18 protein-coding genes are annotated in these 22,563 nt (G+C 46.1%); 8 read left to right on the forward strand and 10 right to left on the reverse strand.

Going from position 1 to position 22,563, the window contains the following annotated elements:
- Nucleotides 1–113 precede the first annotated feature (113 nt).
- Nucleotides 114–734: a DUF1294 domain-containing protein gene (locus V1358_RS13410; protein WP_347393839.1), complete on the forward strand. Its 621-nt coding sequence runs from the start codon at nucleotides 114–116 to the stop codon at nucleotides 732–734.
- Here the strand turns inward: V1358_RS13410 and V1358_RS13415 are convergent.
- Nucleotides 723–1,439, reverse strand: a complete 717-nt coding sequence (locus V1358_RS13415; RefSeq protein ID WP_347390539.1) for an SIMPL domain-containing protein — start codon at nucleotides 1,437–1,439, stop codon at nucleotides 723–725. The genes V1358_RS13410 and V1358_RS13415 overlap by 12 nt on opposite strands.
- A 68-nt stretch (nucleotides 1,440–1,507) precedes the next feature.
- On the opposite strand from V1358_RS13415, the gene V1358_RS13420 reads away from it, so the two are divergent.
- Together V1358_RS13420 and V1358_RS13425 are read left to right on the forward strand one after the other, a co-directional pair.
- A complete protein-coding gene (locus V1358_RS13420) occupies nucleotides 1,508–4,177 on the forward strand; it encodes a bifunctional acetate--CoA ligase family protein/GNAT family N-acetyltransferase (RefSeq protein ID WP_347393840.1) in 2,670 nt (889 codons plus the stop codon).
- A 7-nt stretch (nucleotides 4,178–4,184) separates the two neighbouring features.
- Complete coding sequence (locus V1358_RS13425; protein WP_347393841.1) at nucleotides 4,185–5,135, forward strand: ion transporter; 951 nt, start codon at nucleotides 4,185–4,187, stop codon at nucleotides 5,133–5,135.
- Between the two features lie 26 nt (nucleotides 5,136–5,161).
- Here V1358_RS13425 and V1358_RS13430 read toward each other — a convergent pair whose 3' ends face one another.
- From V1358_RS13430 to V1358_RS13440, 3 genes are read right to left on the reverse strand one after another with little or no spacing between them, the layout of a single operon-like run.
- Nucleotides 5,162–9,637 (reverse strand): diguanylate cyclase domain-containing protein, encoded by a 4,476-nt coding sequence (locus tag V1358_RS13430; protein ID WP_347393842.1) that lies wholly within the window; start codon nucleotides 9,635–9,637, stop codon nucleotides 5,162–5,164.
- Nucleotides 9,630–10,061, reverse strand: coding sequence for a GNAT family N-acetyltransferase (locus V1358_RS13435; protein ID WP_347393843.1), 432 nt, complete (start codon nucleotides 10,059–10,061; stop codon nucleotides 9,630–9,632). The genes V1358_RS13430 and V1358_RS13435 overlap by 8 nt, the downstream gene beginning before the upstream one ends.
- Nucleotides 10,058–10,267 (reverse strand): DUF3283 family protein, encoded by a 210-nt coding sequence (locus V1358_RS13440; protein ID WP_347390534.1) that lies wholly within the window; start codon nucleotides 10,265–10,267, stop codon nucleotides 10,058–10,060. The genes V1358_RS13435 and V1358_RS13440 overlap by 4 nt, the downstream gene beginning before the upstream one ends.
- 228 nt (nucleotides 10,268–10,495) lie before the next feature.
- Between V1358_RS13440 and V1358_RS13445 the strand changes: the two genes are divergently transcribed.
- Nucleotides 10,496–11,206, forward strand: coding sequence for a transporter substrate-binding domain-containing protein (locus V1358_RS13445; protein WP_347393844.1), 711 nt, complete (start codon nucleotides 10,496–10,498; stop codon nucleotides 11,204–11,206).
- On the opposite strand, the gene V1358_RS13450 is transcribed toward V1358_RS13445, so the two are convergent.
- From V1358_RS13450 to zntR, 4 genes are all read right to left on the reverse strand, one after another.
- Nucleotides 11,201–11,449 carry a DUF1289 domain-containing protein gene (locus V1358_RS13450; protein ID WP_347393917.1) on the reverse strand — a complete coding sequence of 83 codons (249 nt, stop codon included), beginning with the start codon at nucleotides 11,447–11,449 and terminating at the stop codon, nucleotides 11,201–11,203. The genes V1358_RS13445 and V1358_RS13450 overlap by 6 nt on opposite strands.
- A gap of 70 nt (nucleotides 11,450–11,519) precedes the next feature.
- Entirely contained in the window at nucleotides 11,520–12,632 is a 1,113-nt protein-coding gene (locus tag V1358_RS13455; RefSeq protein ID WP_347390532.1) for a lysophospholipid acyltransferase family protein, read from the reverse strand.
- Nucleotides 12,633–12,706: 74 nt separating this feature from the next.
- Nucleotides 12,707–13,945: an SO_0444 family Cu/Zn efflux transporter gene (locus V1358_RS13460; protein WP_347393845.1), complete on the reverse strand. Its 1,239-nt coding sequence runs from the start codon at nucleotides 13,943–13,945 to the stop codon at nucleotides 12,707–12,709.
- Nucleotides 13,929–14,342, reverse strand: coding sequence for a Zn(2+)-responsive transcriptional regulator (gene zntR, locus V1358_RS13465; RefSeq protein WP_347393846.1), 414 nt, complete (start codon nucleotides 14,340–14,342; stop codon nucleotides 13,929–13,931). The genes V1358_RS13460 and zntR overlap by 17 nt, the downstream gene beginning before the upstream one ends.
- Before the next feature lie 137 nt (nucleotides 14,343–14,479).
- Here zntR and V1358_RS13470 point away from each other — a divergent pair, with 137 nt between their 5' ends.
- A complete protein-coding gene (locus tag V1358_RS13470; RefSeq protein ID WP_347393847.1) occupies nucleotides 14,480–15,424 on the forward strand; it encodes a D-2-hydroxyacid dehydrogenase in 945 nt (314 codons plus the stop codon).
- A 142-nt stretch (nucleotides 15,425–15,566) separates the two neighbouring features.
- Nucleotides 15,567–15,944 (forward strand): DUF3192 domain-containing protein, encoded by a 378-nt coding sequence (locus tag V1358_RS13475; protein WP_347393848.1) that lies wholly within the window; start codon nucleotides 15,567–15,569, stop codon nucleotides 15,942–15,944.
- Between the two features lie 40 nt (nucleotides 15,945–15,984).
- On the opposite strand, the gene V1358_RS13480 is transcribed toward V1358_RS13475, so the two are convergent.
- Nucleotides 15,985–16,887 carry a diguanylate cyclase gene (locus V1358_RS13480; protein ID WP_347390527.1) on the reverse strand — a complete coding sequence of 301 codons (903 nt, stop codon included), beginning with the start codon at nucleotides 16,885–16,887 and terminating at the stop codon, nucleotides 15,985–15,987.
- 345 nt (nucleotides 16,888–17,232) lie between these two features.
- Entirely contained in the window at nucleotides 17,233–18,633 is a 1,401-nt protein-coding gene (locus V1358_RS13485; protein ID WP_347393849.1) for a PhoH family protein, read from the reverse strand.
- Nucleotides 18,634–18,953: 320 nt separating this feature from the next.
- Between V1358_RS13485 and rapA the strand changes: the two genes are divergently transcribed.
- Nucleotides 18,954–21,845 carry an RNA polymerase-associated protein RapA gene (gene rapA, locus V1358_RS13490; RefSeq protein WP_347393850.1) on the forward strand — a complete coding sequence of 964 codons (2,892 nt, stop codon included), beginning with the start codon at nucleotides 18,954–18,956 and terminating at the stop codon, nucleotides 21,843–21,845.
- A 42-nt stretch (nucleotides 21,846–21,887) separates the two neighbouring features.
- Nucleotides 21,888–22,541: a bifunctional tRNA pseudouridine(32) synthase/23S rRNA pseudouridine(746) synthase RluA gene (rluA, locus tag V1358_RS13495; RefSeq protein ID WP_347393851.1), complete on the forward strand. Its 654-nt coding sequence runs from the start codon at nucleotides 21,888–21,890 to the stop codon at nucleotides 22,539–22,541.
- Nucleotides 22,542–22,563: the final 22 nt, after the last annotated feature.

Here is a 22,563-nt window from a genome sequence, read left to right on the forward strand (position 1 = left end):
GTTTAGGTCAGAAATATTAATCCTCTTAATTATGCGCTCAGATATAGCCCGCTAGGGTGATTGGCTATGCAAGTGCATTGGTATTACATCGCAAGAGCAAACAGGAAAAGACATTGAGATTTCAAGGAAAGCTAAGTAATTGGCAAGATGATAAGGGCTTCGGTTTTGTAGAGCCCAATGGTGGCGGTCAGCGCTGTTTTGTACACATAAAATCCTTTAAGCAGCGCAGCCGCAGACCAATAGACGGCGACATTATTACCTATGAGCAAATCAAAGAAAATAACGGCAAATTTAAAGCCGTAAATATCACTCTACCCAGTGATAGAAAGCGACAAACAAAGACAAAAAGCAGCCATAAATCGGTTAGTTTTGCTGGCGTTGTGGCTGCCATATTTTGGCTATCGCTAGGTGCCTTGATGTTTTTGAACTGGCTACCGATTGAGATTGCATATCTTTATGTTGGCGCCAGTGTTATCACCTTTTTTATGTATGTTTTCGACAAATCAGCGGCACAAAAAGGCCGATGGCGCACACCTGAAAGCCAGCTACATTTTTGGAGCGTGATAGGCGGATGGCCCGGCGCGCATTTTGCCCAAAGCAGACTTCGCCATAAATCCAGCAAAAAGGAATTTAGACAAGTGTATTGGGCAACCATAGTGATCAATCTGTGCGCATTTTCCTGGCTATTAACGGACCAAGGCCAAGCGCTGCTCGGCACCTTATTAATCCACTAAGTAATATTCAATGGTGCTCACCACCCGCACTTTTTTCAGGTGCGGGGAATTGGAGTCTCTGTCAACAATACTGAATTGGCCCTGACGGGCTGATTTAATCTTGCCTAGTGTGGAATCCGAGTCTGATGCGAACTTTTGTGCTACTTCGCGGGCATTATGTGTTGCTTGCTCTATCATTTGCGGCTTGATGTCGTTCAGACCTGTGAACAAGTATTCGATGCGGTTAGTATAGCGGTCACCGCCAACAGCGATGCCCTGCTTGGCCAATTCACTGATTTGGCTGCTGGCGTGGCGCACCTTTGTTGGGTCATCACTGTACACCGACATATTCGCACTCACTAAATAGCGCAGACCAATCTGCTCGGGGCCATATTGCTGAGCCTTTTTATCAATCACGGTGACTTGACCAACGGATATTTCATCGTCACTGAAACCGTGCAACTTCAAAAAGGCCACCACAGCACTTTGCTTTTCTTCCAACGCACCGGTTACTTCATCAAGTTGATTGCCCGCCTCAGTAAACACGATGGGCCAAATTGCCGTGTCTGCTTCGACTTGAATTTCTGCTAAGCCTTTTACCTCAACCGTCCTGTCCATGGCTTTAAATTCAATGATAGCGTTGTTAATCAAAATGCCGATTGAGGCAAGCCCCAACGCCAGTAAAAATGCAGGTAAAATATTGATGTGCGTTATACTTTTGTGCATTGGTGCTTCCTTTTTGCAACAAGTGTGAGACTATGATTCGGTATTCAGTGTACCAAAAAGAGTGAGCTATGAGCGTAAAACGCATTAGTCAGTTCTTCAACCCTAAATCTATCGCCGTTGTTGGCGCATCAAATAATGCATCCCGCCCGGGCTATATTGTCATGCGGAATTTGCTTCAAGGGGGCTTTAATGGGCCAATTATGCCCGTTACCCCAAAATACAATGCTGTACACGGGGTACTCGCCTACCCAGACATTGCTTCATTACCGCAAACACCCGATATCGCGATTATCTGCACCAACAAATCGACCATTTTGCCACTTATTACCGCCCTTGCTGAGCAAGGTTGTAAAAATATCATTGTCATAGCAGCAGGTTTAAGCGAACAACAAAAAGACGCACTTTCTTCGCACTGTAAAACACACAAAGTAAACTTATTAGGCCCCAACTGTTTGGGTTTGATGATCCCCCATTTAGGCGTCAATGCCAGCTTTTCCCATACAGTAACACGCCCTGGTAAAGTGGCTTTTATCTCCCAGTCAGCGGCGGTATGTTCCACCATTTTGGACTGGGCACAGCACAAAGACATTGGCTTCTCTTATTTTATTTCCGTGGGCGATTGCGTCGATATTGATTTTGGTGAGCTACTGGACTTTTTAGGCCGTGATTCGAAAACCAAAGCCGTACTGCTATACATAGATAACCTCAAAGACATTCGAGGCTTTATTTCCGCGGCGCGCGCTGCTGCCTTCTCTAAACCTGTAATTGTAATTAAAACTGGTCGTACAGAAGCCGGTGCAAAAGCGGCACATGCCCACACTGGCGGCGCCAGTAGTTCGGACGCTGTGTATGATGCCTTGATTCAACGCGCAGGGATGCTTCGCGTAAACGACTTACGCGAGCTTTTCGCCGCCACGCAAACGCTGGCCTTACACCCCAAGCTACTCAAAGTTGAGCCCCTGTGTATTCTCACCAATGGCGGTGGCCCTGCGGTTATGGCGGTTGATAGCCTAGTGCAAAGTTCGGGCAAACTGTGTGAGTTAAGTGAGCACACGCTCACAGCACTTAACCATGTTATTCCACAATCGGATAGCACGGATAACCCCGTTGATATCTTTGGCGACTCCGCGCCCGAGCGCTACCAAAAAGCGCTCAAGATTTTGCTGAATGCACCAGAAGTTGAGAACTTATTGATCATCCATACGCCCTCCGCTTTAGCACCAAGCACTGAATACGCCCGAATCATCGTCGACACCTTGTCGAAAATAGACGCGCGCAAGCGCCCGTTTGTGATGACCAACTTTATGGGCGAGGAAGCGGCGTATGAAGCGCGAAAGATTTGTGCCCAAGGTGGTATTCCAACGTATCGCACCCCTGAGGGCGCGGTGGGTGCGTACATGCACCTTATTAACTATCGCCGTAACCAAAAACACCTGACTCAAACACCGGAATCAATTGTTGATGAACTCAACATTGACCACAAGGCAGCCCAAGCCACTATTGCAGCTCATTTAAGTCGTAAAGAAAATTACTTGAGCACTCACCAAGCGGCACCCATTTTGGCTCATTACGGCATCGAAACCGTTACAACTTATATCGCCACTACGCCAAGTGAGGCTGCGGAAGTCGCCGCAGAGTGCGGCTTTCCTGTGGTGTTAAAGCTTATTAGCCCTGACATTGCCAGTAAATCGGAAGTGGGTGGTGTCGTACTTAATCTCAGCGACGAGCACGAGGTAGAGCAAGCGGCATTTGCCATTTTACTGCGTATCAATAAGGTCTATCCTGACGCTCGTATCGATGGCTTTTCAATCCAACCCATGGCTCCTCGTGCGGGCGCACACGAGCTAAGAATTGCGATTAAAACCGACCCACAATTTGGGCCGGTTATTTTACTCGGTGAAGCTGGCAGCGCACTTGATTACTCTCAAGCAGCAGTGGCATTACCGCCTTTGAACATGAACTTGGCGAAGTACCTGATTGCCAACGCCCAAGACAAAGGCGTGCTCAAAGAGCGCACCTTGCCGGAAAAAGTCGACAAATACCGGTTATGCGCGCTGTTGACGCGTGTTTCGCAACTGATTGTCGACCAACCTGACATTTCTAGCTTGGAGCTCAACCCTCTGCTGGCAACACAAGGACAATTCTTGGTGCTCGATGCCTGTATTGAAATCACGCCTTATCAACGCCTCTCTCATCGCAAACGTTTAGCTATTCGCCCTTACCCGAAAGAATGGGAAAAGACCATCACCCTCAAAGATGGTACCCACGCATTATTGCGCCCTATTCGCCCAGAGGATGAACAAGCCCATAAAAAGTTTGATGAATCACTGAGCAAAGAAGACAGATACAGCCGCTTTTTTGGTGAAATGCCACAATTTACGCATGACCAACTCGCGAAGATGACGCAAATTGATTACGACCGCGAAATGGCGTTCATCGTTAGCAAAAAAGTGGATGGTGAGGATGTCACGCTCGGCGTATCGCGGGTATTGATGGACCCAGATAACCTCGTAGCCGAGTTTGCGATTGTTGTTGGCTCCAACCAACAAGGATTGGGACTTGGCCGTATTTTGATGAATGCAGCGATAGATTATTGCCAGCGCCAAGGGGTGAGCAGTATTGAGGGGATGACGCTGTTTGAGAACTCAGGCATGATAGAGTTGGCACGTAAGTTAGGGTTTACTATCAAGCGTGACTTTGAGGAAGGAACCATTCATATGAGCAAAGCGCTAAACTAATAAAACTATGAACACATTAAGACTAAAACTAGCTGATATATTCGAGGCGCGCGGTAAATCACGGCGCTGGGGGTATTTATTCGACGGCTTTTTAATGACCCTTATTTTCGCCAACGTGATTGCCATAGTGATTGAGTCAGTACCGCACATCGCGCAGAATCACATGCGCTTTTTCGTGTATTTTGAACTCATCTCCGTGGCGATTTTCAGTGTCGAGTACTTAGCAAGGTTATGGACCAGTGTTGATTTAGACCGCTTCAAGGACACTCATTACAGCAACACCCAAAGACGTTTACGTTATATTGCATCGCCACTGGCACTTATCGACTTATTAGCGATTTTACCGTCCTTATTAACCTTCTTTGTGTCTTTCGATTTACGTTTCTTACGCGTGCTGCGACTGCTGCGTATTTTCAAGCTCACTCGCTATTCACGCGCCATGCAAATGATGTTGAACACCATTCGTGAGGAAGCAAGCTCGTTGACTGCGGCGTTTTTTATCATGACAGTGATCTTGATTATCGCCGCCAGTGGCATTTATTTACTTGAACACGATATACAGCCAGACAAGTTTGGCTCTATCCCAGCAGCCATGTGGTGGGCGCTAATTACGCTAACCACAGTCGGTTACGGCGATGTGGTGCCAGTGACCATGTTAGGGAAAATATTCGGCGGCATCATCACTATTTTAAGTATGGGCATGGTTGCTATTCCCACAGGTATTCTCGCATCAAGCTTTTCCGATCAATTAAGACAAAGGCGCAGAACCTACAGTGAAACTGTGTATCAGCTTATGGAAGATGGGGTGATCTGCCATGATGACCGCACGCACCTCGAAGAGTTAAGGCTGGAATTAGGATTAAGCTCCCAAGAAGCAGTGCAAATTGAAAAACAAGTGCGCACTACGCACCCTGTCTTAAAGCGTTTTTGCCCACAGTGTGGTCATCACTTAGAGTAAAGTGCTACCAAATAAAATCTAGCCGTTTATGCTTGCACCAGCAACTGCGCGACGTTGTCACCATGACATGGCGCATGAACGGCTTCCCCCTGCATCAAATTGCAACCAAGACTCAACAATTTACGCTGCTGAGTTGCGTTTTCAACTCCTACGGCAATAACGTCTATGCCCATCGCAGAGAAAATTGCCATATAACGTCGCACCTTTTGATTAACGGTGTTCTGTGCGCAAATGTCTTTAATAATGGTTTCTCCAAGCTTAACTTGCCCAAACAGTTCCTCGGCAAATTCCGGGATACACAAGTCGGCAATTTCTTCGATATGCAGCGACACCCGTACCCCTTCACTCACTAAATCCTGCAAAGTCTTCTTGCAGCGAGCTTCCATGCGCTGCCAATCCTTCACTGTTATTTCCAAGGTCAGATAAGGTAGTGGGAAGTCATAGCTATGCAACAAGTGAATAATGTCGCCCAAACTGCCGGGTTGAGAAAATTCGCGGCCGCTAATATTCAAACACAACCCCAACATCGGCTGCTGACGATGCCAAACTCGACATTCCATCACCGCTCGTTCAAGCGTTTGCATGAGCAATTTTGCCCATAACTCCGGTTGGCGAATATGCGGTAGGAACTCTTCAGGTGGCACAAGATTGTCACCTTGTTGCCAATACAACAGCACAGAGAACGCACTTAAATGCGAGCCATGCATGCCGTATACGCCTTGATAAAGATTAATAAAATCGAGTTGCTCGCAGGCTTTTCTGACATCACGCTCTGTATCTATGCTGCGTTGCACCGCGGCGTTGATCTCGCCTTGGAAGAAGTGACACTGATTCACCCCCGCACGCTTAGCATGATAAATAGCGAGATCTGCGCATTTGAGCAATTCTTCACTAACGCGCGCATCTTGCGGAAACAAAGAAACCCCTAAACCCACCCTCACACTAGGCTCTGTCATACGTTGTTTAAAGGGTTGCACCAGTACATCACGCACCTTTGTGCACACTGTAATAACCTGCTCAACGTCATCAATGTCCTCTAGCAACAGAGCAAATTCATCACCATGTACACGCCCGAGACTGTCTTGCGCGCGCACCGTTCTTTGTAAGCGATAAGCCAAGCTCAGTAACAGTTGATCACCACTATCAAAGCCTTTTTTATCGTTAATTGCGGTCAAGTTCGTCAGGTTAATTAAGATCAATGCACAACCGCTTCGATTGCGCGTAGCTTGTTCTAAAGCATGTTCCACACGGTCCATAAACAAGGCGCGGTTTGGGAAACCTGTGAGGCTGTCGTAATGAGCGCGCTCTCGCTTGCTCAGTAATGCACTTTTAGGCTCACTGATATCTGTCATCATCACAATAAAGCTGGTTGCATGCTGCTCGTTGTCGGCCACGGCACTCATTTTTAGTAACACGGGAACATGCTCACCATTTTTAATCACCACGACTTCTTCGCACTGATAGTGTTCCCCTACACGCAAGCCACTGAGAATACGTAAGTAATTAATGCGAGTGTTTTTCGATAAACCTAATGTAAGGCGACGCGATGAGCGACAACTCGGTGTATAGTTAAAGTGCTGACGCAGCGCCTTGTTCGTCGCGGTGATCCGTAACTTGTGATCGAGAATAATGACCCAATCACTGGTTTGCTCAAACGCAGCACCAAACAAACGTGCATTTTCTTCAAACACCAGCTCTCGCGTCATATTGGTGTAAGTACCCGCCACCTTAGTTGGGTGTGCGCCGTCCCATTCCATCACCTTGCCGAAGTCTTTATACCAACGCCACAAGCCAGAGCGATGGCGCAGACGATATACACAGTTAAAATAGCCCTTATCTGTGGAGAGAAATTCCAACCATTCTATTCTGAACTTTTGCCGCTCATCGGGATGGATCAAGGCAAGATAGTCATCCAGCTGGCAATGCTCGTAATCATAACCCAGCTCCTCACGCAGTCGGGGTTGGTAGATTTTGCTATCGAAACAATGCCAATCCCACACCCCTGAATGGCTTCCCTCTAAGGCAAGCTTTAGGCGTGCGGCAGACTCTTGGCTTTGTTTGTGTGCCGCCATCAGCATACGTTGCATGTAATTACGACGATATAGCCAAGCCGCAAACAGACTCACCATGATAATAATGTAAAGGGTAATATAGCCAGGCGAACTCCATGGCGGATACGCTACATGAATTGCCAGTCTTGCCGGTGTGGTTAATTCACCCGTAAGTGGGTCTTGCGCCCAAACCTTAAGTAAATGCTCACCAGGATTGAGCTTTGAAAAAACCACTCGGTTATTGTCTCGCGTAAAGCTCTTTTGTGAACCATCCAATTGATATTCATAGATAATTCGGTCTTGGTAATTAAATGCCATGGCACTAAAGGAAATTTCCAAACCGACGTCATCGTGTGCTAAATATACCTGCTTCAACGGACCTAGTACTGGTCTTTGTAAGTCACGATACATCAGCTCTGCAGCTGTAAAATTAACTTGTTGGAGTAATGGATGGGTGGGTTTGTTTTGTTCCGGGTAAAACAATGTGGCCCCTTGAACAGAACCAAACAACAAGCGTCCATCAGGTAAGTAACTTACTGAGCCAGGATTAAACTCATCCGTTGCGAGCCCCTCTCCTTGGGTGTAATGCATGAAGTGTTCAGTCTCAGGGTTAAACCGCCACAACCCAGTGTGACTGCTCATCCATATTTGACCTTGCTGATCACGAACCAAATCATACATCAGATTACTCAATCCACGGCGTTGCAAATCGAGATGTTTAATAACTTCAAATGTATGGGTGTTGAGGGCCACCAGCCCATAATTAGAGAAGGACATCCACAGTATATTGTTGTTATCCAAAGCATAACCATTAAGGTTAATCGCGAGGTTCTCATTGATTTTAGACACTTCAAACAACAGCTCTAAACTTTGCTGGCTTGGGTCAAAGCGCATTAGACGACCGTTAGCGAAAAATAATGGCGAGCTTGGTTGGTCAGGCAAAGGGGCACTAAAACCTAACGCTGAGAATGGCGCATAGGCTTTTAAATCCCCTTCTAATGGGGTCAGCTTAGTAGATTGGATGTCATATAAAAAATACCCATGGTTTTGATTCACACCATACAAGGCACCGTCGTCACTCACATACAAACCATGCAACCATCCTTCCAAAAAGCCCTGATGCTCTGGGTTACGGGTTACAAGTTTATTCAACTGTTGCGATTGTAAATCATAAATAAATAAGCCACGCGTGGTGTTCATAATCAATTGCTGATGGTGCAGGAGCAACGTAAATATACTGAAGACATTATCAAGCTCATCGCTTAAGAAGTTTTTAAACTTTACTTCGCTGGTCATAGTCGCGACGTCCACCAGCGTTAAACCATTATGAGTGCCTAAAAATACGGTATTGGCATTTTGCGCCGTACTCCACACATTCGCGTGAGACAGCCCTTCGCCTTTAAGTGTTTGTGGCGATAAGTTACGAAAAGCGAACTGCTTGTTGGGTAAAAAGAATGCACCATCGCGTTTGGTCCCGACCCATAAATCACCTTGTGGTGTTTGCGTGACACTGGTGACACTGGCATCAGATAAACTAAATGGGCTGTCGTCTAGCTGGCGATGACGCACTAAAGCGTGGGTGTTGATATCGTAAACAAACAAGCCCTTGTCTGTTGCCAATAATAGCGAAGATGGATCTCTGTGGGTCATTTGCCAAATATTGAGATCTGCAAGTAAAGTGCGTGATGAGAACGCCTTGTTAGGCGTTGCAAAGAACTGCTCAATGTCGCCAATATCAACTTGATAAAGGCCTTTTACCGTGCCCACAAGCAGGGTGTTGTCATCAGCCAAAGCAAAGGACTTTACGTTATCTTGGTGTATGCCACTGACTTCATCTGGAAGATGTTGCAAGCGCCTCACTGACTCACTTTTTAAATCATAAACATAAGCACCACGACTGGTACCAACAAATACGTAATCTTGATGTCGAAACAGTGAGCGCACAAGCGCTCGATTTTGTTCATTACTCACTTTAAATAAGCTAGTCACTCGGCCATTAAGGGGATTGAGTAAGGCTACGTCTTCACCTCGTCCGAGTAACATTTTATTTGGCGCAACTGACAACATTGAAAAAATAGCGGTGGCGAAACTGCTGTCAGATTCATCTTCTGGCACCAACACTTGCTCAAGCAAACCGGCTTCAACTCGGTATCTGAATAATCCATTGAGGATGGATGACACCCAAATATCACCGCTTTTATCAATGTATAAGGTGTCAATCATCGCCTCATCAAGGCGTACCTTGTCATTCGATACGGGCGTTATGGTGTAGCCATCGTATTTATTTAGCCCCCTTTCAGTGGCCACCCACAAAAAGCCTTGCTTATCGATGACAAAATTACTGATGGTATTGTGTGAAAGTCCCTCGCTGACTGACAGCCGCTGCACTTTTGCCCACGCATTGCTATGCATAAATAAGACGCAGAACAGCGTGACTAACAGCCTAACCATGTGCCTCTCCAACGAAGCAATAAGGAAGAATTTTCCGCCCTTGATTTTGATATGCATGCAACCTACTTAACAAAGGCGCTGGCAATTCTTGCTGCACTGGGATAAACCCTAACTGCAAATAGAAGTCTTCAAGATGCTGATAGATAAAGGTATAAATAGGAGCATCCAGTTCAGCACAGATTTGCCTAATTAAGTTACTTGCTTGACCTTGGTTACGATGCTCAGGTGCGACATAGACACCACATATAAAGGCATGTTCGTCGATATTTGCGACTCTAGCAGCCGCACTTATGTTGTTGTCACAGCGAATGACCCAGACTTGGTCTTGCTTCGTCGCTCTACCTCTGGCGCCTACTTCATCATAAAACTTGTTGACTAGTGGCGTAGCGAGTGGCGTCAAGCGCTGTGCCAACACTGTTGTCATCGCGCCGCACTCATCATCGCTAGATAGTGTTCAAATTGTTGTTTCAAATAGCTTTGTTCTGATACAGGGCGAGTATTGATAGTCTCATACACCTTATCTCGCGCATTCTTACCGCGCATAATTTGATACGCCCAAAATGACGCTTCGTAATCAAGCTGAATACGGTATTTCTCTTCTCTTGGAAGGTGGCACAAATTGAAACTCATGGCTTACACACTAATTATTTTTCGAATACACCCCATACTATACCAGATGCGCTTTTGATTGAATGCACACAAAGTGCGTATGATAAAGATAGTATTTCATCAATTATTTTCCTAGAATGGGAAACAATGTAGACTCACTTATAAGTGTTTTTATTAACCTTAAAGTCGCATCGCACATACTCAAGGTATAGTGCTTAATAAGGACATAACAATAACTTACAGGTAGTTATGCAACAGTCAGTCAGCCGCGTAGTGCTGTGCTTCATCGCATTCATATTAATGTTAACTTCATCCACTCAGGCGCAAGGCCATGAGCGCACAACCGTGTCTTTCAATAAGCCAATGGACACCGCACAAGCGAGGTATGTGATTGAGTTAATGTCCCGCGTCTATGATCAACTCGGTTACACCCTTGATATAGTTGATTACTCACATGCACAAGCATTAGCTGCCGCTGATCAAGGCGTGTTTGATGGCCAATTAGCGCGTATAGCCAATATCGAATCCCAATACGAAAACCTACTTAGAGTGAATTACCCGCTATTCAACTTTGAGCTATTTATGCTCACTCGTTGCCAAGATTGTGACCTCAACGCTCTAAGCAGTATTGCGATGCGTAATGGCTACCCAGTTACTGAGCAATACTTGGATGAGCATAACTACCAAGGGCAGCGGATAAAAATTGAAAATGTCTCTGCGCAACTAAATCTGCTCGCGCAGCAACAAGTCGACGGCGTTGTTTTGTTGGATTTTCACCTGCAAAGTGAAATGAATGCGGGCATAGATGAGCGTTTTCAGCGCCACCATTTAGCCAATTACCACAGTTATCACTATGTCCATAAACGACATCAACAAAGGATCCCAAAAATACTGGCAGCTTTAAAAGAGTTGGAGGAGCAAGGTGTGGTCAGTGAATTGAAGGAAAAATATGGCTTATAGGTCAAGTTCGCCCTGCTGCGAAAGTGGCGCAGGTGCAGCTTGCTCTTGCTGTTGTTTTTGCAAAAAGCGTTTATAGCGTTGGTGGCAAAGCATATTGACGTGACGCTTTTGCTCATCTGAAAACTGATTCCAGCCAAAGCGCTCTTCGCGAGAGCGGTAACACCCCCGACAATAACCACGATTGTTGACTTCACATACCCCTTTGCAGGGGCTATCAATTGAAAATATCTCTAGCTGCTGCATAGGCACTTCTCGCATAACCCTCTATTAACGTTAATGCGAGTCGCGCCGAATTGCCAGCTAAATATTGACCTTAACGGTCCATCTCTTCTTTACGCAGCACAGGTTTAGCGTAAATCGCCATCACTAAATCGCGCAGATGATCTGGAATTGCGCTCATGCGCTTATCGAACTCTTTTACATCGTTTGATTCAGAGTCAACAATGGCATCTGCATGCTGAGCCGCGATGTAGTTACCAGGGTGCAAATAGAAAGACTCGAGGATTTGTTTGTCGATGGTCTTTGCCAAGTCTTCTGGAGTATCACAATCGTGACTAATGGGCTGCCCAAAGGCTAAATGCACATGACCTTTGTCAGAGGTGAAACCATCAACAATGCTCTCTATGTCTTCACCCGCTTGTTTCACATATTCACCGTGGTGCTTCTTGTGATAAAGCTCTTTGGCTTTTGACACTGCACAAGGCTCATACTGATAAGAAATTGAAACAGGAACGATTTTTAACTCACGTACGTAGTCTGCAAATTCTTTCTTTTGCTTACGACCATTTAACTGCAACATTTTCAACAGCGCCGGATCGGTTTGGTCAAAACCATCCTTAGTACGCCCTTCTCGCTGTGCGATCCAAATACTATGGCCTTCAGTGAGTGAGTCATAAATGTAAGCGGACAGTTGTGTCAATGCACGCAGCATTTCTTTTGGCGCCTTAGCCGAGCGTTTCACGATGAAGCTTTTGTTTAAGCGCATCAATTCAGTGATATAGGGGATCTGCAACAGGTTATCGCCAATAGCAATACGTACAGTGTTCATGTCAAATTGATGCAAACCAAAGTTTACTAAGGCAGGGTCAAGTACGATATCTCGGTGGTTAGAAATAAACAGGTAAGCCCCATTCTTGTCTAATTCATCTAAACCGGAAAATGTCACTTGCGATGTAGTGTTGTTAATGATCTGCTCAAGGTAGTGCACAACTTCTAACTGCACTTGGCGTACAGATTTCACTGAGCCCCATTTGCGCTTGAGCCCAGAACGCACAAGCGGGCGCGATAAAAATGGTACTTTCGCCAACCAACTCGGCAAATTGCGCTTAGCAATCAAGTCCACAAATGCATTATCGGCAATGAGCCGAGCAACAGCATCTGCCACTTCATCATCATTGTAAGGTCTTATATCTGCATACTTATCCACGGCGTTCACCTTTTTACTGCAGGCAAAAAAACGGCGCTTATTGTATCGCGCCGCTGAATGATTCGCTAAGTTTATCAACTCTTACCAGTGGAAGGTACCCAATTTGGCTGAAATTTGAGCCAAACTAAACGCAACAATAATAACGTCAGAACAATTGCACAACCTTGCGACAACCATTGCGGCAACACTTCATCGTGATGGCCCCCCAAGGGAATAATCTCAATAGCGTACGTGTGCACTAGAAAATCAGTCAAAAAGCCGAACAGTAGCGCCACCCCAATTACACCGCCAAGATAAGCAACAATGGCACGACGGCCGAGCTCTTTGCCCACAACTCCCAAAGTTGCAATATTAGTCGCAGGGCCTGCGAGCATAAACACTAATACAGCTCCCGGTGATACACCTGCTAACAACAGACCTGCAGCGATGGGTGTTGAAGCAGTGGCACAGATATACATAGGAATACTGACCAGCACCATCACCGTCATCGCCAGTAAGCCACTGCCCCACTGACTAAGGTAGGAGGCGGGCACATAGGTTTGTACCAAGGCTGCGAAAAACAGGCCTATCAGCAGCCATACTGCAGTATCACTTAGCAACTTAGTCGCGCTAAAGTGCAGTGCTCGCTTTAATTTAGCAACCGCCGTTTCTACAGGCTCTGGGGTTACTTTGGTGCTACAGCAACTGCTTTTTTCTGCTTCAACCTTAGGTGTACAACAGCTCGAATTCGGCTCCATAGTATGTGTTGGCTGATCGAATTGGTCAGTGGCTATGTCATCTTTTATGTCACTTTGACAACACGATGACAGCACGGACGTTTGAGCCTCACTGGTGCTATTGTCGGAGCGCTTTTGTGATGAGCAACAGCTTGACTGTTCTTGGCTGAGTGCTTGAGCTGAATTTTTAAGGGGCAACTCGCTTTCTTTGCCTACCAATAAACCTGCAGTAATCGCACTGCAGATAGCAGCTATAGGCCTTATCACCGCCATAAAAGGCCCAAGTAGCACATATGAAACTGACACCGAATCAACGCCTGTTTCTGGAGTCGACACTAGAAAAGAAGTAGTTGCACTTTTTGACGCACCCGCCCTTCGAAGTCCAACTGCCGCGGGGATCACCCCACAAGAACACAGTGGCATTGGTGCTCCAATCAATGCTGCTTTAACCGTGGTCCACAAGCCCTCCTTACCTAGGTGTCGATGCAAGAAGTTTGCAGGCAAATAAACATTCAGTAATCCAGCAATTGCGAGACCTAACATCAGCCAAGGTGCAGAAAGCACAAACAATTGCCAAAAATTAGTGATTAAGTCCATCGATGTCCTCCAAAGCGGTCAATATTGAACAATGCTCAGCGGGGGCTGATGTTCCGCAGCAATCTTTTGCTAATTGCGACAAAGACGCATGGAAGCGTTGTAATTCTGCAATTCTCTCAGCCACCAAATCACGCTTACGTAGAGTTAACTCCTTCACCTCATGGCAGCTATGTTGTTCTTTTTCAAAATTAATTTTCAACAGTTCAGCGACCTCTTCAAGGCTAAAGCCAACATCCTTAGCGCGACGAATAAAATTAAGCTGCGCCACATGCCTATCTGAGTACTGACGATAGCCACTTTGATTACGCTGTGGTTTGCTGAGCAACCCTTGCTGTTCGTAATAGCGCAAAGCATCAGTACTCATGGATACTTTTTTAGCTAATTCACCAATTCGCATATTCCATCCTTAAGGCATTTTGTTGCTTCGATACAGTGATTATAAACCTTGGAGTGAACACTAAGGTCAAGGATTAATTTTGCGCTCAAACGCAGTCCATGAAAAACTAAGCGCAAATTAGAATATTGGAGAACGCCATGAAAATAGTCATGCTCGACAAGGACACGCTAGGAAATAACTCTCTCGCCCCCATCGAATCTCTTGGCGAGTTCATCGCATACCCTCTTACCGATTCGCAAGAAGTGGTTCCGCGCCTCAACAATGCGCAAGTTGTGATCACCAACAAAGCAAAAATTAATCGTGACCATATGTTGGCATTACCCGAATTAAAGCTCATTTGCGTAGCAGCAACAGGCACCAATAATATCGACATCGCAGCAGCGAATGAGCTCGGTATAGCCGTTTGCAATGTTGCCGGATATTCGACATCGAGTTTAATTCAACACACCTTTACTATGATGTCTTTGCTTTTGGGTAACATGCACCGCTACATTCAAGATACCGCACAGGGTGCATGGCAACGTAGCGAGATGTTTTGTCGCTTGGACTACCCTATCAACGAACTGGCAGGAAAAACACTGAGCATTATCGGTTTTGGCGAGCTAGGACAAGGAGTTGCCAAAGTAGCCAGCGCATTCAGTATGGAGGTACTCATCGCTGAACGTCAAGGCGAAGTACCACGAGCTGGACGCGTTAGTTTTGAAGATGCACTGCAGCGTGGCGATATTGTTTCTATCCATTGCCCTTTAACAGCCCACACCACAGCGCTTATCAATAAACAGACACTGGCGATGATGAAACCTTCTGCGGTACTCATCAATACCGCTCGAGGACCAATCATTAATGAAGCGGATTTGGCTGATGCACTGGCAAACGGTGTAATAGCAGGTGCCGCCCTCGATGTATTAAGTGAAGAGCCTCCTCAGGCGAGCAACCCACTGATTAAATATCAAGGTGACAACCTACTGTTAACGCCACACACTGCTTGGGCTTCTTCGCAAGCAAGAGATAGGCTCATTGCGCAATTAGCGTTAAACATTAGTGCTTTCGAAGGTGGTAAAATACGCAATCAAGTTAGTTAAATAGACCACTATTTTTAGAAAACAACCAAAGTTAAAACTTAAATTATTTATTAACCATATGAATATATTGGATTTTTAACTATTGGCATCGAACTTGATAGATACTTTGTAAATAGACCAAACAACAAAAACGGAATCTAAAATGAAAAAAGTATTACTCTGCGCTCTTGTTGCCCTGCCAATGCTAGGTGGCTGTGTGATTTCAGTAAACGATGGCGAGGCTGATGCTCAGTGGGGCTCAAGTGATTGGCAAAAACAACAACGCGAGAACCGTGAATACATTACCAACCTGGATTTAAACAGCGCTGCCATGACAGTAAAAGACGCGCTTGGCACGCCGGACTTCAGCGAGTCTTTCAGCCATCAAGGTGAAACATACCAAGTATTGTTTTACGCCACACAAAGCGTGAAATCTGACGGCAAGATCAGCAAAAACGAATGCACACCTTTGGTATTTAAATCAGGCCGTTTGGTGAGTATTGGCGACAGCGCATACCAAGCTCTGGTAAGCAACCTTTAACAACAGCATATTGAAAAACAGCGCCTAAAGGCGCTGTTTTTTATTCATAAGATGCAAAGCCGTTGCGGCCTTGTTGTTTTGCTTTATACATCGCTTTATCTGCTTGCTCCACCAGCTCCATCTCACAGCTATCATCACAGCCGTCAATGAAAGTAGTGGCACCGATACTTACGGTAATACGGTCGGCAACAGGTGAGTCAATGTGGGTAATATTCAAATCGCGCACTACGTTACACAACTTATTCGCAAGTGCCATAGCAGTATCACCTTCACTGCCAGGTAGCACGGCAACAAATTCTTCACCGCCGTAACGGGCAACAAAGTCACTACCGCGTTGACAGTTGTTCACCAAGGCTTGAGCCACGCGTTTAAGGCACTCGTCGCCTTTTTGATGGCCATAATGATCGTTGTATCGTTTAAAGAAGTCGATATCAATCATCAACACAGACAAAGGCAATCCTGCACGCGCACTGCGGCGCCATTCGCGCGCAAAATGTTCGTCAAAGTATCGTCTGTTCGGTATTTCAGTAAGACCGTCAATACTTGCCAACATTTCCAGCAAGTCATTTTTTTGCTTGATGGTCAATTGGTTCTTCACCCGTGCGCGGACAATGGCACTACCAAATGGCTTGGTGATGTAATCCATCGCCCCAAGCTCTAAACCCTTAGCTTCGTCTTCATTAGAGTCATTCGCGGAAATAATAATCACCGGAATGGCTTGTGTGCGCTCTCCGTGTTTCAACAGCTTGAGCGCCTCGTAGCCGTTCATTTGCGGCATGATAATATCGAGGAGAATAAGGTCGACCGTATTTTCTTCAAGCCATGCGAACATCTCTGCGGCACTGCTCACGCAGTGAACCTGATATTTAGGAGTGAGGGTTTTCGTTAAAATTACTTGATTTAATTCATCATCATCCACGACGAGAATTTTCGCTGACTTCATGAGCCTTCCTGTATGCTATACCTTGTTCAACATTCACTTCTAAAGAGCGTGATGTTGACATGTATTATTCAATTATTTAATCCGCTACTGACATCAGTTTAGACTGACCTGCCTGCATTTACGTTATATTTTTCAGCAGTTTTAAGCGAGTCGCTGCAAAGGGAACCTTTGCAGCATAAGAGTGCACAATGAGTCTAACCTGAATACATCAGGGTCAAATTATGTACACACCCATCTTTGATAAATAATACGCAAAATATCTGCTTACACCAACTGTGTTGTTGCTGTGGTAGCAAGTATTTTGACTTGTTCGTGCGCCGCGAGGTGCACGAACAAGCATCCCTGTTAAAGATTTTCTTCTGCGAACGATGCTAGGCGGCTACGCACAACACCATTGAGGTTGACCGTCGCACTGCCTTCAAAGTGTTTGAAGCGCTCGACAATGTAAGTTAAACCAGAGGTCACAGGTGTTAAATAGCTACTATCAATCTGCGCCAAGTTACCTGAACAAATTAATTTCGTGCCTGTACCACAGCGCGTAATGATGGTCTTCAATTGAGACGCCGTTAAATTTTGGCTTTCATCGAGGAGCACTACGGCATTTTGAATACTACGTCCACGCATAAAGTTCACAGACTTAAATTGGATATTGGCTTTTTCCATGATGTAGTTGCGGCTTGAAATCGGGTTTTCATCACCTTTATGTAATACCTCTAAGGAATCAGTAATAGCAGCTAACCAAGGCGCCATTTTCTCCTCTTCCGTACCCGGTAAGAAACCAATAGATTCGGCTATTTCAGGCGTGTTTCGCGTGACGATAAGCTTATCGTAGGTTTTCTTTTCGATAATCATCTCCAACGCACATGCCAATGCCAATATAGTTTTACCGCACCCAGCTGGCCCGGTAAGCAGCACCAGTTCCACATCAGGGTCGAGTAAGGCATCCATCGCCATCCCTTGATACACATTCTTTGGTTTGATACCCCACGCACTGCGAGACATCAGCCTTTCAACCCCTAAATCTTTGAGCGTAATATGCTCTTCATCATAGCCGACTACGCGAGCCGCAAAATGGCCACTGTCATCAAGTAAATATTCATTGGCAAATACATCGGGCACCAGTTTGCGTGAGACATGATGCAGCGCATCACGACCTTGCTGCTCGGTTTCACACTCGCCGACATGTTGCCAAAAATCACCCTCTACTTTTTTGTAACCCGACGTCAGTAATGCAATGTCATCAATCAATTGGTCAGTGCGATAATCTTCAACATAATGCAGCCCCGCGCCTTTGGCTTTGAGTCGCATATTGATGTCTTTGGTGACTAACACCACTTTCGCCGTGCTATATTGCTTTTGCAAGTACACCGCACAATTGATGATACGGTGGTCATTTTCATTGCCTGGTAAACCCGAAATGCTGTCGGCAAACAGATGATCATTGACGATGATCAGCTTGCCTCGTGTCTGGTCTGGCGTGCGTTTATTACTTGGCAATGTCACCCCCTGAAGCATTTGTTCAGGGCTTGCATCACGTAGCACCTCATCCAAAGAGCGAATCGCCACTCGCGCATCACGACTAACGTCACGTTTGCGGTCTTTGATGTGGTCGAGTTCTTCGAGTACTGTCATCGGGATAATGACGTCGTGTTCTTGGAAGGAGAGGAATGCAAGGGGTTCGTGGAGCAATACGTTGGTGTCCAGGACGTACATCTTACTACTGTTGGCGTGGCGGTCTTTATCCATAGCGCAATCCTATTTGTCTTTATTATATCTGCACCTTTACGACTACAATGACAAGGTGGTGATGCCTTAAGGCATATTTCAAGTTTAGTCTATGGGCAAGAAAAGACGCTTTTATGACAGTAAAAAATGTAAGAAAAAGTGCAAATTTACATTTGCAAAAATGACCGTCTTTTGCTGCTGTATATAATCTAAACAAGCGTTGCACTATTTATCAGTTTTAAGGTGATTATCGTAAATTAGCACGCTAATATAGCCGCCTTTTTTTGCTCGGGCCCACGCGCCCTAGTTTTGGTATTCAAAAAGTCGAGATTGAGCACGCAATGAATTTTTCCTTAGGCCAACGTTGGATCAGTGACACCGAATCAGATTTAGGATTAGGTACCGTAGTTGCATTGGAAGGACGCCAAGTAAACATATTGTTCCCCGCAAGTGGCGAAAGCCGCGTTTACGCGCAGGCAGAAGCGCCCGTGACCCGCGTGTTGTTTAATCCCGGAGATGTGATCCGCAGTGCTGATGAGTGGGAACTCACTGTTAGCCAAGTGATAGAAGAAAACGGCTTGTATACCTACGTGGGTACGCGTGTTGATAATGATGAGCCAACGGAGTTGAAAGAAACTTTTCTTGATCACTTTATCAAGTTCAACAAACCTCAAGACCGACTTTTTGCAGGCCAAATTGACCGCTTCGACCGTTACACTTTGCGTTATAACACTTGGCAACACAGATTTAATCGCGATCAATCACCACTAAAAGGCCTGATTGGTCAACGAGCGAGCTTGATTGAGCACCAGCTGCACATCGCCAGAGAAGTCGGTCAACGTTTTGCGCCGCGCGTGTTACTAAGTGATGAAGTAGGTCTGGGTAAAACCATCGAAGCCGGCATGATTTTGCACCAACAACTACTGACGGGAAGAGCTTCTCGTGTCCTTGTGGTAGTTCCGGAAAACTTGCAACATCAATGGCTTGTAGAAATGCTGCGCCGCTTCAATCTAAAGTTTGCTATCTTCGACGAAGAACGTTGTGCTGAAGCATTTGCAGACAGCCCGAACGTGTTTGAAACAGAACAGTTAGTGCTTACTAGCCTAGAGTTTTTAACCAAGAAAAAACGCTGGTTTGAACAAGCAACAATGGCGGATTGGGACCTCCTCGTGGTGGACGAAGCCCATCACTTAAGCTGGTCTGTCGATAAGCCAAGTACCGAGTATTTGCGCATTGAGGAATTAAGCCGAGACATCGCAGGCCTTATTCTCCTGACAGCAACGCCGGATCAATTAGGCCATCAAAGCCACTTTGCACGCCTAAAACTACTCGATCCAGATAGGTTCTATGACTACGACGCTTTTGTTGAACAAGAGCGTCACTACAATGACATTGCCGATGCAGCCAATAGCATCATGCAAGAACAGGCATTAACAGAGCAGCAAGCTCAGGTTTTGACAAACTTACTCGGAGCCCAAGGCGAAGCCTTGCTGGCCGATTTTAATGCCGGTGAGCAGCACGCCAAAGAACAGATCCTGGAGCAACTACTTGATCGCCACGGCACTGGGCGAATTCTCTTTCGCAACAGCCGCAGTGGTATCAGCGGCTACCCGCAGCGAATTTTGCATGCCTATCCAATGACCATGCCGAGCCAGTACAAAACGGCGATGAGTGTAATGGGTAACTTAGGCGGTTCAGCGCCAGTCGAACTCAGCGCTGTTCGCGCCCTATTCCCAGAAAAAATCTTCCAAGAATTTGAAGGCAAAGACGCAAGCTGGACGCAGTTCGACCCGCGTGTGCAGTGGTTAATCGACACCCTCAATGCGAATAAGCCCCAGAAGATGTTGGTGATCTGCGCCAAAGCAGAAACAGCCTTGAGCTTAGAGCAAGCCTTGCGTGAGCGTGAGGGTATTAAAGCCGCAGTATTCCACGAAGGCATGAGCATTATCGAGCGTGACCGAGCTGCCGCATTCTTCGCTGATTTGGAAGACAGTGCCCAAGTACTGATTTGCTCTGAAATTGGTTCAGAAGGTCGTAACTTCCAGTTTGCTCATCATATGGCCTTATTCGACCTGCCGCTAAACCCAGATTTGTTAGAACAGCGAATCGGTCGACTTGACCGTATTGGCCAAACACAAGACATTAAAATACATGTGCCCTATTTCGAAGACAGCGCGCAGCAAACCCTGTTGCGTTGGTACCACGAAGGTCTAAATGCGTTCGAGCACACGTCAACCACGGGCCATATGCTCAATCAGGAGTTTGGCGATGAGTTATTGCAATTATTGGCAGCAAAAGAATACCAAGATGAGTCATTAAGTGAGCTCCTAGAGCGCGTTAGTACTCGCTATCAAGCACTTAAGGCACAGATGGAATCAGGCCGTGACCGCCTGCTTGAACTGCACTCAAGTGGCCAAGGTAAGTCAGAGCACTTGGTGCAAGACATCAGCGCAATGGACGACGACTTCACCCTTCCTACATACATGATCAACGTGTTTGATACATGGGGGGTGAACCAAGAAGACAAAGGTGAAAATAGCATCATCTTAAAGCCAACAGAACACATGTTAGGTGCTAATTTCCCGTTCTTAAAAGACGAAGGGATCAGTGTCACATTTGACCGTGACACAGCACTGGCACAAGAAGATTTGCACTTTCTAAGTTGGGACCATCCTATGGTCGAAGGTGCCATGGACATGATCTGCGATGAAGATTTCGGTACCGCTTCAGTAGCCTTGTTGAAAAACAAAAAGCTACCTGCAGGCACCTATTTTGTAGAGCTCATTTATATCGCTGAAGCTATGGCACCGAAGGCATTGCAGTTAGGCCGTTACTTGCCACCAACACCGATTCGCGTGTTGCTAGATAAAGGCGGTAATAACCTCGGCGAGAACGTGGCTTTTGATGCCTTCAACCAACAACTTAACGCTGTTGGTCGCCAAACTGCGTCTAAACTCGTGAATGCGTTGCAAAGTGCCATTCACCCACTGATTGAACAAGGTAATGAGCTGGCGCAAACAACCATGGAAACCTTACGCGTCAATGCCAAAACAGCCATGCATCATGCTGTAGACAGTGAGCTTGAGCGTTTGACGAGCTTGAAGGAAATCAATCCAAACATTCGTGATGAAGAGCTGACTCACTTCCAGAAAAGTCGCACGCAAATGGATGAATACATTGATAAAGCCAAAGTAAAGCTCGACGCTATCCGCTTAATCGTTGTCAGCCACTAGGCATTTCATTAAAATGGCCAGCCTTAATTGATGAGGCTGGTCATGCTGTTAAACTACAATCCCCCGCGATTTCCTTACCTGAATATTATTTATCAAGACGATGATCTGCTGATCCTTGATAAACCAAGCGGATTGCTGACCGTCCCAGGTAAAGACCCGAAACACGCAGACTGCTTAATCCGTCGCGCCAACTTAGTATTTCCGACTGCGAAAATTGTGCATCGCCTAGATATGGCCACATCTGGGGTTATCTGTTTAGCCCTAAACAAAGAAGCACATCGCAATTTGAGTATGCAGTTTCAAGAGCGCCACACAGCCAAAGAATACATAGCTATCGTCGAAGGTTACCTCGAGCCGAAGCAAGGGTCGGTTGATTTACCGCTGATTTGTGATTGGCCAAACCGCCCAAAGCAGATAGTGGATATGGAAAACGGTAAGCCCTCTCTCACCCATTACCAAGTATTAAGCACCACGGATAACGCCTCTCGTGTGCGCTTAACTCCTGTAACTGGGCGCAGCCATCAACTTAGAGTACATATGTTGTCATTGGGACATGTAATTTTAGGAGACAGGTTGTATGCGCACCCAGAGGCTAAAGCTCGCGCAGAACGCTTACAGCTGCACGCTCATTGGTTGAGCATTTCGCATCCGAGCACGGGCGAGTCGCTTACTTTTACAGCTGAGTGTCCATTCTAAAGAGCATACAAACTTAGGCCAA

Origin of the sequence: Pseudoalteromonas pernae (assembly GCF_039831865.1) — a bacterium.
In the GTDB taxonomy this organism is placed as follows: domain Bacteria; phylum Pseudomonadota; class Gammaproteobacteria; order Enterobacterales; family Alteromonadaceae; genus Pseudoalteromonas; species Pseudoalteromonas pernae.

Excerpts from the sequence above, each read along its gene's own strand:
- V1358_RS13425 (WP_347393841.1), top strand. The coding sequence starts at position 4,185 with ATGAACACATTAAGACTAAAACTAGCTGATATATTCGAGGCGCGCGGT.
- V1358_RS13450 (WP_347393917.1), bottom strand. The coding sequence starts at position 11,449 with ATGCAGCAGCTAGAGATATTTTCAATTGATAGCCCCTGCAAAGGGGTA.
- V1358_RS13460 (WP_347393845.1), bottom strand. The coding sequence starts at position 13,945 with ATGGACTTAATCACTAATTTTTGGCAATTGTTTGTGCTTTCTGCACCT.
- V1358_RS13435 (WP_347393843.1), bottom strand. The coding sequence starts at position 10,061 with ATGACAACAGTGTTGGCACAGCGCTTGACGCCACTCGCTACGCCACTA.
- V1358_RS13430 (WP_347393842.1), bottom strand. The coding sequence starts at position 9,637 with ATGGTTAGGCTGTTAGTCACGCTGTTCTGCGTCTTATTTATGCATAGC.
- zntR (WP_347393846.1), bottom strand. The coding sequence starts at position 14,342 with ATGCGAATTGGTGAATTAGCTAAAAAAGTATCCATGAGTACTGATGCT.
- rapA (WP_347393850.1), top strand. The coding sequence starts at position 18,954 with ATGAATTTTTCCTTAGGCCAACGTTGGATCAGTGACACCGAATCAGAT.
- V1358_RS13475 (WP_347393848.1), top strand. The coding sequence starts at position 15,567 with ATGAAAAAAGTATTACTCTGCGCTCTTGTTGCCCTGCCAATGCTAGGT.
- V1358_RS13415 (WP_347390539.1), bottom strand. The coding sequence starts at position 1,439 with ATGCACAAAAGTATAACGCACATCAATATTTTACCTGCATTTTTACTG.
- V1358_RS13470 (WP_347393847.1), top strand. The coding sequence starts at position 14,480 with ATGAAAATAGTCATGCTCGACAAGGACACGCTAGGAAATAACTCTCTC.
- V1358_RS13445 (WP_347393844.1), top strand. The coding sequence starts at position 10,496 with ATGCAACAGTCAGTCAGCCGCGTAGTGCTGTGCTTCATCGCATTCATA.
- rluA (WP_347393851.1), top strand. The coding sequence starts at position 21,888 with ATGCTGTTAAACTACAATCCCCCGCGATTTCCTTACCTGAATATTATT.
- V1358_RS13440 (WP_347390534.1), bottom strand. The coding sequence starts at position 10,267 with ATGAGTTTCAATTTGTGCCACCTTCCAAGAGAAGAGAAATACCGTATT.
- V1358_RS13480 (WP_347390527.1), bottom strand. The coding sequence starts at position 16,887 with ATGAAGTCAGCGAAAATTCTCGTCGTGGATGATGATGAATTAAATCAA.
- V1358_RS13420 (WP_347393840.1), top strand. The coding sequence starts at position 1,508 with ATGAGCGTAAAACGCATTAGTCAGTTCTTCAACCCTAAATCTATCGCC.
- V1358_RS13485 (WP_347393849.1), bottom strand. The coding sequence starts at position 18,633 with ATGGATAAAGACCGCCACGCCAACAGTAGTAAGATGTACGTCCTGGAC.